The sequence below is a fragment of the Thalassomonas actiniarum genome (assembly GCF_000948975.2).
Taxonomy (GTDB): Bacteria; Pseudomonadota; Gammaproteobacteria; order Enterobacterales; family Alteromonadaceae; genus Thalassomonas; species Thalassomonas actiniarum.
Window position 1 is genome coordinate 2,795,704 of the sequence record NZ_CP059735.1, and the last position, 14,707, is coordinate 2,810,410.

Sequence of the window (14,707 nt, forward strand, 5' to 3'; positions counted from 1 at the left end):
CCAGCTTATTTGAGTATGGTGGCAAATGAGGGGAAGACCAATAAATCTTGAAATTTCCATTGTTTATCAGGAAATTTCATTCGCAAGCGGTAAAGGGTAGTTAATCGTTGGGGGCAGGTTACCGGACAAAGCCCGGTAACTGGGAGGATTACTCTACTTCGCGCCAGTAGAGAATACGGTCATTGCCGTGATACTGGCCGAAACTGGCCAGGCCCCTGGGGTTATCGTCATAGGGACCGTTAAAATCACCGTCTTCGTTGTCCCAGTCATATTTAAGCCAATCCGGGGTGATGTTATTGCTGCCGCCGTAAATATAATAGGTGTGGCCGACATTATAGGCGCCGGGGGCGTTTAACATCAGTGGAAACAGCTTGTTGCTGCCGTTAACGAAAGTGCCTATGCCTGTGGTGGCAGCTATGGTGGGATCATCGTCCAGTGCGGGATTAAGGTTGTTGCTGTCAAAGGCGTAGTTATTAATGGTTTCGCCGTTGTAGCTGGTACAGCTGTCGTCAAGGTTGGTGATAAAGCTGCTGCCATTCCAGTATTGCAGCGACATTATCATAGGTAAGTTGGCGGTTTCCGGACCAAAGTTATTTTCGATATACCAGCGGCCATAAAGCAGTTTAGCGCTGCCGGAGAGTTGGATAGCATTACAGTCGGTGATCGGGTCTTCATCCAGGGTGCATGGGCCTGCTTCTGTTGCCAGCATATCGAAAGGTTCCTCTAATACAGGCCCGTCTTCATCTGTCAGGGTTAAGCCTAATTGCAGCAATTCAAAGGGCCCGTCGATCGCGGCGGCAGGTGTGCTGTTCCTTGGGAAAGCCGCTGTGGTATTTGCGGGTTTATAGCTGCCTTCAATCCAGCTGCCGCTAAAAGCCGTGATCCTGGTCGGGAAAGTTTCACCGTCACCGTTGTTATTATTTTCTGCCACCAGGGTCACGCTGGCTCTGGCATAATCCTGATCGGGATCGGCATGGTCGAAATAATTTTTTGTTATTTCCCCTGTTTTATTTCGTGCTTCAAGCGCATAGTCTACATGCAGCTGGGGCTGGTCCATATAAGTGAACTTGGTACTGCCACTGCCACACCAACCCGAAACTTCCGCAGGGTTATCCACCAGGGTGAAATGATCGGGAATAAATCGGCCTATAGCTATCGCGCTGGCGGGTACCGTCATATCACTGCTGCCATAGCTGCTGTCCTGCACATCCAGGTTAATGAGGCCGACCTCGGAATAACTGGCCTGATCATAACCTGAGCTACCGGAGGTAAAACTGCTTAAGGTAACATCTTCAAAGCTGGCGTTAAGTGCGGATGTGATCTGCTCACCCTCTGCATAGGTTAACTTGCCTTCGTTGCTACCGCTGGTGGGGGCGGTTCTGGTCAGTTTGAACTGCATTTGACCGGGGGAATAGTTTTCTGTGATATCACCTGAGGCGTTGACCGCAGTGACTTTTAGGTCAAAGCTGTTTCCGGCTTTATGGGTCGGGCTGGCTGTGGCAGAAATGGCATCTAAATCTGTGCCATTGGCCTGGGCGCTGAGTTTGAGCATATCCGGCCTGACCCAGAAGCGGTTGCTGATGCCGGTAATGTTTCCGCCGGAAGCAGTGTTAAAACTGGCACGTAACTGTATTTCGCCGGCATCGAGGTAATTGGGGCTGCTGAGCGTGGCATAACTGTTGAGAAACTTCAGCGACACCGCTCTGTAACCGGGATATTTTTGCAAGGCCGTGTCATCGTCTCCGATAAAAAATTCCAGCCCAGAAGTGCCCGAAGGGGTGATATTTTCCTGTGCAAGGCCTATGTCTATGGTTATATCATTGAAATCTATGTTGGGATCACAGGATACGCCGCCGTTGCCGTCATCACCGGCCCGCACTGCCTGTAGGGTGATATCTGAAAAAGGCACGGCTGCCACCTGGTTGTCTATAGCGGAAAAAACAAAACCGGCATCGGCAAAGGTGATTTGACAGTCGGGTGCTGAACAGAGCAGGTCATTACCTGTTCCCGGCGTGATGTTGTCCAGCGATAAGGTCACAGTGCCCGGGGTTTCATGCTGTAAATTAACCGTAGTGCTGCCTAAAAAGCTGATGGGAGTGACAACATTATCAACAAGAAAATCTAAGGTGATATTCTGATTGCTAAGTGTTGTGCAATCGCTAACGTCACAGGCCCTGATGGTGATTTCTTCTGTCTTACAGGTTAAGCCCCGGTCATTATGGATGATCTCATAATGATGCACCTGGGTGATGGTTTGTTCGCAAAAGTTTGCGGCATCGATATTATTGACGTAGGCAGGAGAAAAATTGTAGTTACCGTTATCGCTTACCGATAAAGCGCCGCCAACCGCAAGCCCCCCGTTATAGGTGATATTGTTATGCAACGAAGCGCTGCCTGACACATAGATATTGCCGTTTATTTGCGCATTTTGCGCGATAGTTAAAGCCCCTGAAACAACAATTAAGACATTGGCCGGATCCCCGCCGACATTCAGCTTAGTGCCTTCAGGTATGGTCAGTCCCCCGACAAAATAAAGCACAGCCGTGCCAGCACCGCTAAAGGTAATTTCGCCATCAGCGGGCAGGGTCCAGTGATTATATTTAGTCGCTCCACTGCTTATCTCGGTAGTGTTAAAATCATTGGGGCGGCCAGATAGGGAAGGCGGTGAAGTTGTACTAAAACTGCTCGGGGTATCGCAACTGCCGCTATTACAGACATTAGTGTTGTTAATGGTTGAAGCGCCGTTGACTGAAAATGATTCATCTGATGTGAAGATAGCCGCACACTCGGTAGCCATTGCGCCAGATAAGGGCATGAGGAAAAGCATAAAAAAAAGTAACAAACGGGAAGACATTTATTATCCTGGATCTTTATCGGGCCGTAAATCTTGTTAACTCAGTGCGCTTTATGGTTAAAGGTGGAGGCTGAAATAAAACAAAATCAATTAAAGTAATCACTCTTCAATTAGGTAATCTATCATAAAAACAAAGACTTCTCCAAGCTTCTGGCGTTATGGTATCGAGTTGTTGCCTCAACCTCTATCTTAATAGCATTTTCTTCTATGCCATTGCTAAATGCTGGCGTGTAGGCCATTGCCGGCACTGAATGTTTCCCGGCAAAGTTAAATATTTTTAAAACATAAAAATAAGCAAATTCAGAGGCTTGTTCTGCTATGTCGAATTTTCTGAGATTTTAATCGCTTTCAGGTGAGTAATTTACTCTCTAAGTTGCACTTTTAAGGAGGGGCATGGTGGCTTATTCGGGTAAGGTGAATTATATCGGCAATTTTCCGGAACAAACGACCATGATCATGTGCAAACAAGCTTTGAGATTAAATACAAAGATAAGTATCAACTAAAACAAGGTGGAGCTTTCCCAGCTTTAGGCCGGACTTTGATTGAGAGGTAAAAGAGGCTGATGGGAAAACAAGGCACATAGCATGTTTAAGTTTGTACGAAGATTTACGTATATTCTGCTGATACTTGTCTACACTATCTAAGCTCATCTCTGACAACACTAAGGAGGAAGAGCGCTGTTTCATTTGCGTTTGCTGCTAACGTGCGTGAATCGGCGAAAACCAACGATATTTTCTCGGGCTCTGGCGGAATAAAACCACCAAAAAATGATGGGGATATGGGCTGTCCGCCGCAAAAGAACACGCTATAAAACTGTACATGTCGGCAAACTGATAATGTAAGGAGGTTTTGCCATGACTAGACTCATTAGAGCCATTTTCGCAACGATAATGCTAACGACAAGCACGTTAGCAAGTGCGATACCGATAACCTTTGATACCCTTTCTGATCTTGAAGCTGTGACCACCCAGTTTCCCGGGCTGACCTTTTCCGGAGCAACGGTGTTGACCGCAGGCATCTCATTAAACGAATTCGAGTTTCCGCCAGTATCCGGAGACAAGGTAGTGTTCGATGAATTTGGCTTGATTGAGGTCTTGTTCGATACGCCGGTATTTAGCGTCTCGGGGTTGTTTACCTATACCGCGGGGTTGAGTGCGGCAGCGTTTGACTTGAGCAATTCGTTGCTCGATACCGATACATCGGGCTTTTTCAATAATCTTGCCCTGAGCGGTGAGGCCGGATCTTCGCCTAATGAGTTGTTGTCGCTAAGCTCTGCCCTGGGGATTTCACGGGTGACTTTTGAAGGGGACCCCTTCGGCGGGTCTTTTACCCTGGATCAGTTTGACTTTAGCCCTTTAGATACCCCAGTGCCTGAGCCGTCGGTATTGATTATAACCCTGCTTGCCTTGTTAATATTAGTGGTGATGCGCTCTAAATGGCTCAGGTATCACAAGGTAAAGTTCATGCTGGCGTTTGGTGTTGCTGTGTTAACCACAGCTCCATCTTACGCAGTGCAGCGGGTCGAATCTGTTGTTGCCACACCGGCGCTGGTGTTTGTTGATACGCCTACCACGGTCAGGTTTGCGGCCAGGGTTGCACCGGATGATAATTTGATCCCGGCAAGTGTTCGTTTGTTACAGGTGCAGGAAGACGGTAGGTTGACGGTTGCCGCCACTATGTTTGATGACGGTAGTAACGGCGACAGCATCGCGGGGGACTTGGTTTTCACCACTGAGTTTGGTGTTTTGGTGGCAACCCCGAGTGTGCTGAAATATCGTGTTTCTGTTGCCTACCGGGGCAGTATGCGGCGAACTTTGTCTGAGACGGCCTTAGTACGCACCGATCTTGAACCTTTCTTCAGTCCGACCCCGGATGAAAAACTTGTCATCAGCGAAGGGGCGGAGTTTGCTGTTGATGAAGTACTGGTATCCCTTATCGACGGCGAGGACATAACAACAGCACAAAGCCTGGCAGCAAGCCAGGCGGGAGAAGTGGTAGGTTTTGCGCCGACGGCAAACCTGTATCAGCTGAGGGTGGCAAGCTCAACCATAGAAGCACTCGATCTTATTATCGATGCTTTGCTGATAGATCCCAGGGTGGTCATGGCGATACGCAATTACACCACAGACTCGGTACTTGAACCTGAGGCTGCCAATAACGATGCACAAGCCCTACCGGCAATCAACAACAGTGCTTATGAACAAATCAGGGCCTTTGATGCCTGGGATCTTTTATTCGATATCGGGCATAGTTTTTCGCCTGTGGTTGTCGGGGTGCTCGATCGGGGGTTCCAGCGACATGGTGAATTCAGCGGTGTAGCCTTTACCCCGGGTTCCACCCGTAGCGATGTCGGCTGGGCAGCCAAGCCCGAATGCAGCACCGGCAGCAAAGATCATGGTACAGCTGTTGCCGGGGTGATAGGGGCCGGTAACAAAGGCGGCAGCGGTGGTGCGTTTGAAACTAACGGTGTGCTCGGCGGGGTAACCGATGCTTCGGCCGACGGCTCAAGTGTACCCTATAAACTTGATACCCGGCGAATGGGGGGCTCCTTTATGGAAAACCAGACCCTGGTCTCACGTATGGTAAATGCCGGGGCTAAAGTCATCAATATGAGTTTTGGCGCTTCGCGTAAAAGCGCATTGCCGGTTGATACTGTAATTGTTTTCCTGAATCCGGGAGCGCCTGCGGGTACGGCAGCAACCCTGGCAACCTTAGTGGGCGGGACGGTGCTTCGTTCAGGCACTACCAGGGTCAAGTTGAAGGTGAATGCAACCACAGAGGCACAGACACAAGCACATGTCGCAACGCTTCAGGCACAGGCAACGGTTGCCAGCGCGAGATCAGAGCGGAAATGTTTTGGCGTCTCTAACTTTGACTTTAACGCATTGACAAACTTCTATCAGCGCCGTTTTAGTGCCCATCCGGATGTGATGTTTGTTGTGGCAGCAGGAAATAGCTCATTGGCAGTATCGGATGCTGTTCCTGCTAACATTAATGCCGACAATGTCCTGACCGTGGGGGCTTCGAATGAATTGGCAGACCCGGAAACCGCAGGCGTAGCAGATTTTACCAACACCGGGGCTGGTGTCGATATTGCCGCGCCCGGGGTCTCGGTTTATGCGCCGACGGACTTTACTGCGCCGTTAGATGCCGCCGATTACCGGCGTGTGGACGGCACCTCGTTTTCTTCACCTATTACGGCGGGGGCGCTCGGACTTATGCTGGCAACCGATGGTGCGCTTGAAGTGGAGCAACTGAGAAAAATACTGTTGGCAACGGCAACAAAAAATGCCGGGGTAAATACCATTAGCGGCAAGATAGTGGACTTAGGGGCGGCGATAGAATTTTTGCTGGTGCCGGTTGATGTCTTTATGGTTGTTGATACTTCCGGCAGTTTTGGCGATGACCTGGCTTCTTTTCGCGCAGAGGCGACTTCTTTAGTCGATGAGCTCGATGACAGTGGCTTAAATATCCATATCGGTCTGGCCCAGTTTGAAGATTATCCGATCACGCCCTGGGGAGGTAGCACAGACAGGGCCTATAACCGGGTATTGGATATACAAAGTATCGAAGATGGTAGCGGTGCCAAGCCCATTATTAACAGTATTAATGCCCTGGGGATCCGCAGCGGCAACGATATCCGGGAGAGCCAGCTGGTGGCCTTGTTCCAGGGAGCTACGGGGGCCGGGCAGACGGTGGCCGGACATGGCGGTGCGAATATTCCTGCCGGGAAAGGGGCTACTTTCCGTAACTCGCCGGTGGCAAGCCTGGAGCCGATCCGGATAATGATCCTGTGGACCGACGCCAGCTTTCATGTCAAGAATGATTCGAATTCGGATCTTGAGCCGATCATAGGTTATCCGGGGCCCACCTTCGCTGAAACCATCACAGCCTTAAAGAATAAAGGCATTAAGGTAATAGGTATCGGGGCCGGTAGCGGTGCGATTAACGATCTGCGCCAGGTGGTGCTGGGCACAGAGACTCTGGCGCCTGAAGAAGGAGTTAACTGTGATAGCGATGCTGCCATTGAAATACCGGAGGGACAGCCTATTGTCTGTCCGATCTCATCGAGCGGCAGTGGTATCGGGGAAGCGATATTTAATACCGTGATTGCTGTGGTGAAATCCTAACCTTATGGCAGGGGCGGGGACTAGTGCCGCCCCTTTATTATGTTCGGGGTGAAAGGCAGGTCACGGGCTCATGGCTGAGCAGGCGTGACCAGGTAAAGTTTATTCAACGATGCGTTTAAACGGCGGCAGGGAGTCGAGCAGCTGCTTGCCGTAACGTTTGCTGACCACGCGCCGGTCCATCAGGGTGATAATGCCTTCGTCTTTTTCATTGCGCAGCAGGCGGCCGCTGGCCTGGATAAGTTTTTTCGAAGTTTCCGGTACCGAAATCGACATAAAGGGGTTGCCGCCTTTGGCGGTGATGTATTCCGCCTGTGCTTCTTCTACCGGCGAAGTCGGTACGGAAAACGGCAGTTTGGTTATGATCAAATTGGTGAGGTATTTGCCGGGTAAATCCAGTCCTTCGGAAAAGCTTTGGGTGCCGAAAATAATGCTGGTTTGATCTTTATCGCAACGCTTTTTATGCAAATCGATAATATGCTGGCGCGACTGCTCTCCCTGCACTTGTATGTCAAGCTTATGCTTGTCTCTAAGGGCAGTGGCGACTTTGTCCATCTGCCAGTAGGAAGAAAACAAGACCAGGGAGGCATTGCCCTGTTTCAGCAGGGCGGGCAATTTCGTGATAACCTCATCGGTGAACTGATCGGCGCTGGGCTCATAGCGCATTTTCGGGATCACTAATCTGGCTTTGTTGATATAGTCAAAAGGCGAGCCTACCTGCTGGTATTGGGTGCCGTCGTTGGTTTTAAGTCCCGCCTGGAAACGGAAATGATCAAAAGAGTTAAGCGCCATGATAGTGGCCGAGCATAATACCGCCCCTTCACATTGACTCCACAGCTTGTCTTCTAAAGTAAAACCTACCTCTATCGGCGAGGCGGACAGCAGGTAGTCCTGGCGTTTGCCTTCTAATTTTTCAATCCAGCGGGCGAGCGGGGCGCCTTTTTCACTGTCGGTTTTATCAAACATCTGCCATAGGGCGGCGAAATTTTCCAACCGTGAGATCATAAAGCCCGCTTCTGCCAGCAAAGGTTCTGCCAGGTACATCTGGGTATCGCCGTCTTTGACCGATTCCATCAGCTGAGCATAAAGTTTATTGATATGCCCGAGGGCTTTTTTACTGAGTTCACTGATATCTGCGGACCAGGTTTTCAGGGTTTTCGGCAAAATGCCGTTTTCAAAGCGGTAGACACCTTCGGCGTGAAAATAAACGCTTTGGTTATTCTCGATAAAAGTGTGTACTTTTTGCAGCTCTACCAGCAAATCCTGGCAATCATCCGCCAGGCTGATTGACGGGGCAATGGCCCGTTGCGACTTGATCAGTTTGGCAATTTTATCGCCGGTTTCCCTGAGCTTGCCGAGCCAGTCGATCGCCCCTTTAACGGTGACGCTGGCGCTGGCAAAATCCCGGGTGACTTTTGGCAGGTGATGGGCCTCGTCGATAATATAATAGGTGTCTTCCGGTGAAGGTAAGATCACGCCGCCGCCAAGGTCTAAATCGGCCAGCAGCAGGCTGTGGTTGATGACCAGCACATCCGACTCGTCCATGGTGTCGCGGGCTTTATGGAACGGACAATGAGTGTGCTCGGATAAGTGGCGCAAACAGCTGTGTTTATCGCTTTGGATCTGCTGCCAGATATTATGATGTACGCTTTCCGGCCAGGAGTCGATATCGCCCGACCAGCTGCCGTCATTAAGGGCTTTGAACATCTTGTTCAGGGTTTTGATATCGCTGGCTTTGGGTTTTTCGGCAAAGGTAAAACCTGCCTGGGGGTCGTCTGTGGTTACCGCATGGCTGAGTTTTTGCCGGCAGACATAACGCTGGCGCCCTTTGACCAGAGTGAATTTAAAGTTTAGCCCGGAATGCTGTTTTAAAAACGGCAGATCTTTATCCACCAGCTGCTCTTGCAGGGCGACGGTGGCGGTGGAGATGCAGACTTTCTTTTGTCTCGACAGGCCTATCGGAATGGAACCCAGGCTATAGGCCAGGGACTTTCCGGTGCCGGTGCCTGCTTCTATGGTAATGATTTTACGCGCTTTGTCGTAGTCGCCCGCCAGGGTTTTGGCAATTTCTGCTATCAGAAAGGTTTGCTGTTTGCGGGGATTAAAGTTAGGCAAGTTTTCACCTATGGCTTTGTATGCTTGTCTGATTGCTTGCTTTAACTTGTCGCTTAACATGCCTGCGTTGGTTTCCTGATGGTCAAGGTTGTTTAAATTTTCTGGCAAAGCGTTGCTGCTAACACATGCGTTGCCTTGCGCGTTATTTCACTTGCTTAAGCTGACTATGGCAAGGAAAATAGCGGCAGCGGTACATTTTATTTCACTTTGACCGGCCAAGATGACAATTTTGATGTTCAAAGTGTAGTAGATGTTTTACACTGCTGTATATATTACCAGGTTTATTTTATCAGTTTATCTCAGCTTAATGAATCAATTAGTGAAAAATGGTTTTCTGCTTACCCGCCAATCGCAGGATCTCGGCCACGGCACAGTGATCACCCTGTGGTTAAAAACGGCGCAGGGGGCGGTAAAATTACTGATAGAAAATGAACAGTCGGTCTTTTTTGTTATCAACAACCAGGTAGCCTTGGCTAAAAAGCTGTTAAACGAGCAGCAGATAGCAGCGGCGAAAACCGCCCCTTTAGCCTTAAAAACCTTCGGCCAGGATGAGGTTACGGGTTTTTATTTTAATACCATGCGCGACTTTTACAGCGCCCGGGAGTGTTTAAAAACCGGCGGGGTTAAATGTTATGAAGACGACTTTCGCCCGGACGACCGTTATTTGATGGAGCGTTTTATTACCGCCGGAATCGCTTTTGTCGGCGGGGAAGGGGCTGGTGACGAGCGTTTACGTGAAGTAAATAGCAGCGATGGCTCGGGCAATCAATACCTTGAAGTAGCCAATGCCCGTTGCCGGGCACAGCAGGTAGATATTGATTTGGTGATGATATCAATCGATATTGAATGTGCCATGGACGGAACCCTCTATTCCATAGGCGCCTACAGCGATACCTGCCAGAAAGTATTTATGATAGGCCCGGCGCCGACCGATACTGATGGCAATACGGACAGCGCAGGGGCTAACTATATTGTCTGGATAGAAAATGAAGTGCAGCTGCTGCATATCTTTTTAGCCTGGCTGCGCGATTATGATCCCGACATTATCATCGGCTGGAATGTCATTAACTTTGATATGGACCTGCTGCAAAAACGCTGCGATAAATATGGCATCAGTTTTACCATAGGCCGCGACAATAAACCCGCCTACTGGCGTAAAAATAAAAACAGCGAACAAAAATACCTGGAAATTGCCGGACGTGTGGTGCTTGACGGCATTGATGTTTTAAAAACCGCAACCTATAACTTCCCGAGTTTCACCCTAGATTATGTCGCCAATGTCTTGCTGGGCGTAGGGAAAAAAGTCGACGATGTCGATAATCGCATCAAAGAAATTACCGATAACTTTCTCTATAACAAACCGGCGCTGGCAGCCTATAACCTGGAAGACTGCCGTCTGGTATGGCTGATATTCGAGCAAACCTTGCTGCTCGATTTTGCCAAACTCAGGGCACAACTAACCGGGCTGGCGATTGATCGGGTTGGCGGCTCGGTGGCGGCCTTTACCAATTTGTACCTGCCGAAATTACACCGCAGCGGTTATGTTGCCCCCAACATGGGCGACGGTCATTCCTCCCTGGTATCACCCGGCGGTTATGTGATGGACTCTATTCCAGGGCTTTATACCAATGTACTGGTGCTGGATTTTAAAAGCCTGTACCCGAGCATTATCCGCACCTTTAAAATTGACCCTATGGGTATGGTAGAGGGCTTGGCAACACCGGATACCAGTATCCCGGGATTTGACGGTGCTTATTTTTCCCGTGAGCAGCACTTTCTGCCCGATATTATCGAATCGCTATGGTCGGAGCGTGACAAAGCCAAGCGGGAGAAAAATGCCGCCTTGTCGCAGGCGATTAAAATTATCATGAATTCTTTTTACGGCGTGCTCGGCTCCAATGGTTGCCGCTTCTATGATCCGCGTCTGTCAGGCTCCATTACCAAGCGTAGTCATGCGATATTAAAAACGACCAAGGAATGGATCGAAGACAAGGGCTACAAGGTGATATACGGCGATACCGACTCGATATTTGTCGATATCAGTGCCGATTATAACCAAGAGCAGAGCAGGGCATTGGGCAAGGAGTTACAGGATGTAATCAATGAAAAGTGGCAACAAACCATTAGTGAAAAATATGGTTTGCACAGCCAGCTGGAAATTGAGTTTGAAACCCATTTCAGTAAGTTTTTAATGCCCACCATCCGCGGCCTGGATGTCGGTACGAAAAAACGTTATGCCGGGTTAGTGGAAAATAACGGCGAGCAAAAAATCATCTTCAAAGGACTGGAAAGTGTGCGCACCGACTGGACCGAGCTGGCGAAAATATTCCAGCGGGAGTTATACCACAGGGTATTCAACAACCTGGAAGTGGCGGATTATGTTAAAGAGATGGTGGCGAAAACCCGTGCGGGAGAGTTTGATGGCTGCCTGGTTTACCGTAAACGGCTCAGGCGAAAACTGAAAGATTATGTGAAGAATGTGCCGCCCCATGTGAAAGCCGCCCGGCTGGCGGATGAGCAAAATGCTAAAGAAGGTAAACCGTTAAAGTATCAGAATAAGGGCTGGGTGGAATATTTGCTGACCTTAAACGGGCCGCAAACCAAAGAGCAATTGTCGGCAGCACTGGATTATGATCTTTATATCGAGCGCCAGCTGGAGGCTGTTGCCGATGCGATTTTGCCTTTTATCGGTACCAGCTTTGCTGAAATTACCGATGCTCAGTTGAGCTTGTTTTCTTAGTTAGTTGGAAAGGGGGATTTTAAGCGGTTGGAATTGCTTTATTGCCAAGAACAAACCGAGACAGGTAACGATTTCTTTTTAATTAAAATTTATAGGTGTGATTCATAGACAGGCAATGAATCACACCTAAAGTTATGCCTGTGAATTAACAGGCATGGCCTATAATGCTGATGCTTTGAAAGATTAATTAGTGCAGCGGGTAGTCTTGGCAGGCTCAGGTTTCTCTGCAGTAGCACCGCTGGCACCACCGATTTGTGGCGTCAGCGCCGCAGGTAATGCTTTTTGATCATTGGATAAGTTTTTTAATTGTTTTTTCTTTAAATTAAGTTTCATTACTTCATTCTTATTTTGATAAATTAGTTTGCTTTGGCGTATATCCTTGCTCGGATAACGAAAGAGTGATTAAACTCAAGCTTAATGAAACCACTGTGTTGCTAAATGTTAAATAATTTACTCTTTTAAGTAGTGTTAAGTGTAAGGGAATGTTGCATATAGAATATGAGATTGCTTTTATTTCTCTTTGGGATATAAGGGAAGGGACTGTTATCAAACCATTATTTCTGCTTAATGAAGCGTTATACGAGGTAGTAGAGTCTTGACGAATATTGAAGTTACATTAGTAAACTCATTTACTGAAAATGGAAAAGGCGGAAACCCTGCTGGTGTTGTTCTTAACGCTGACCAGCTGTCGGATGCTCAAAAACTAAAAATTGCACAAGCAGTAGGGTATTCAGAAACGGCTTTTGTTTCCAGTGATGACGAAGTTGATTATGAGGTCTCTTTCTTTACTACAACGGGAGAAGTCGACTTTTGTGGCCATGCTACGCTCGCTACTTTTTCAACTATGTACAAAAAGGGCCTTATTGCAGCGGGCTCTTATATTCAACGCACAAAAGCTGGAATATTACCTGTGTCCATTGAGCCAGATGGTAAGGTAGTCATGGACCAGCAATTACCTCAAAAATTAGATAGCTTTTCATATCAAGAAATTTCAAATGTTATTGGCATTGAAAGTCATATACTCGCAAGCACGAAGTTACCTATTGAAGTTGTTTCGACAGGGCTGCCTGATGTGATTATTCCTGTGCCTAACGGCTATTTAGATGTAATAGTGCCTGATGATGAACTGATCGCGGGCTTCTGCAAAAAGCATAAAGTTGTTGGTTTTCATGTTTTTGAGCTTTGTGATCCGGAAAGTGAACTTACGGCAAGCTGTCGTAATTTTGCGCCATTATTTGGTATCTCAGAAGAATCCGCTACAGGTAGCTCTAGTGGGGCTTTAGCGTGTTATCTTACCGAACATCTAACTTTAGGTAGTGATTATGTTTTTGAACAAGGCAGGGCTATGAATTGTACTTCAATAATTACGGCATCTGTTAAGTCTGATAATTCAACGGTAATCAATGTAAAGGTTGGTGGTTTTGCAAGTAATATCGATACAGTGGCCATCTCCGTATAACTAGGCGCTCAAATGCAAATGTACTGTTCGCACTTTTTACAAAGAGCGGTAAAAACCGCAGCCGGCATATTTCCACTTCGCTTGGCATAAATACTACCCCGCCTCAGGCATAGGAGAATTTTTTGGAAATTAGGAAGTTAAACACTTTGCGGGGCATAGCCGCAATAATCGTTTTCTTAACTCACTTTAGTGATATTACCAATTGGCTTGATGGTGCTTTAGGTGGCGGCTCAGGAGCATATGGTGTGATGCTCTTCTTCTTATTGAGTGGATTTTTAATGTCTTATCTCTATTTAGACAGAGAGTTTAATAAGGCTAATATCAAGGCTTATTTTTTAGCCCGAGCCGCCAGGGTGCTCCCCTTGTACCTGGCTATTGTTTTCTGCTCCTATTTTTTATCTCTGGCAGATAATAACAGTTTATATAACATACCTGACTTTAATACGTTATTAGGGCACTTATTCTTTATATATGGTGAAAGTGTCCTTTGGTCGATTCCTCCGGAAATACAGTTTTATTTCATTTTTATTATTTTTTGGGCATTTGCGAAGAGCAGGACCGGTTATATTTATCTGTCTATCTTTGCCGTTATGATTTTTCTATTTTTAACCAATTTTCCGCGGATAAGTGGTGACATTAACGGTGTCCCATATAACGTTTTTAACGTGCTAAGAAGCTTACCTTTCTTTTTCGTTGGGGTTATCTTTGGCATGCACTATAAATCCTTAAAAACCCCGGACTACCTTAGAAAACATTGGTTCATATTGGCGCTTTGTTTAATTCCGTTAATGTATCCCGGGCTGAGTCCTGTTACTTCCGATGCCAAAAGAAAAATGTGGCTAAGCTACGAAGTACTGCTTGTAATGAGCTCGGTCTTCTTTTGCATAGTATTCTTAGTGCCCAATAATAATATTTTATTAGCTAATAAGTTTGGTGACTTCATTGGAAAGATATCTTACTCCTTGTATTTGTTGCATATGCCAATAATTGCAAAAGTAAATCAGTTTGATTTATCCATTGAGTTCAAGCTGTTAATGTCTTTTGTATTAAGTATTTTTGCGGCATATATATCGTTTAGGTACTTTGAGAGGCCTGTTGCAAAGTTAATACGAAGCGCAGCATCTGACAAATCAAGTCAGCAGGACGCCAGCAAAGCTGTGACCTCCGCTTGAGCGGTTAGTTGCCTGAATAGGCGTTTTAATGCATTTTTGGCAAACAGTAAAGAATGCAACGAAAGATCGCGAACCGACTTTTTTGATTCATAAAGAAAGTAGTCCTGCTTAAACAACTTTTAAGGCTTTACCTAAATCGAAGGTATCAGAAGTATTCTTTTACGAGCAACCTGAAAACATTTTCACAGAGTCCTGGGATATACCTTGGGAAGCGGTGAAGTTAAACCAGAAGTTGAAGA

7 protein-coding genes are annotated in these 14,707 nt (G+C 47.3%); 4 read left to right on the top strand and 3 right to left on the bottom strand.

All coding sequences use genetic code 11. The features are described from left to right. Positions 1–148: 148 nt before the first annotated feature. A complete protein-coding gene (locus SG35_RS12175) occupies positions 149–2,797 on the bottom strand; it encodes a DUF6701 domain-containing protein (RefSeq protein WP_152646495.1) in 2,649 nt (882 codons plus the stop codon). Positions 2,798–3,709: 912 nt separating this feature from the next. Between SG35_RS12175 and SG35_RS12180 the strand changes: the two genes are divergently transcribed. After that, positions 3,710–6,985, top strand: a complete 3,276-nt coding sequence (locus SG35_RS12180) for a S8 family serine peptidase (protein WP_084692526.1) — start codon at positions 3,710–3,712, stop codon at positions 6,983–6,985. A gap of 99 nt (positions 6,986–7,084) precedes the next feature. Here SG35_RS12180 and dinG read toward each other — a convergent pair whose 3' ends face one another. Further along, positions 7,085–9,157 (bottom strand): ATP-dependent DNA helicase DinG, encoded by a 2,073-nt coding sequence (gene dinG, locus SG35_RS12185; protein WP_044831294.1) that lies wholly within the window; start codon positions 9,155–9,157, stop codon positions 7,085–7,087. A 259-nt stretch (positions 9,158–9,416) separates the two neighbouring features. Here dinG and SG35_RS12190 point away from each other — a divergent pair, with 259 nt between their 5' ends. Next, a complete protein-coding gene (locus tag SG35_RS12190) occupies positions 9,417–11,837 on the top strand; it encodes a DNA polymerase II (RefSeq protein ID WP_236702524.1) in 2,421 nt (806 codons plus the stop codon). Between the two features lie 183 nt (positions 11,838–12,020). Here the strand turns inward: SG35_RS12190 and SG35_RS12195 are convergent, their stop codons facing one another. Continuing rightward, positions 12,021–12,170 carry a hypothetical protein gene (locus SG35_RS12195; protein ID WP_160298233.1) on the bottom strand — a complete coding sequence of 50 codons (150 nt, stop codon included), beginning with the start codon at positions 12,168–12,170 and terminating at the stop codon, positions 12,021–12,023. A 262-nt stretch (positions 12,171–12,432) separates the two neighbouring features. Between SG35_RS12195 and SG35_RS12200 the strand changes: the two genes are divergently transcribed. Continuing rightward, entirely contained in the window at positions 12,433–13,296 is an 864-nt protein-coding gene (locus tag SG35_RS12200) for a PhzF family phenazine biosynthesis protein (RefSeq protein WP_044831247.1), read from the top strand. A gap of 122 nt (positions 13,297–13,418) precedes the next feature. Beyond that, positions 13,419–14,468: an acyltransferase family protein gene (locus tag SG35_RS12205; RefSeq protein WP_044831246.1), complete on the top strand. Its 1,050-nt coding sequence runs from the start codon at positions 13,419–13,421 to the stop codon at positions 14,466–14,468. Positions 14,469–14,707 lie beyond the last annotated feature (239 nt).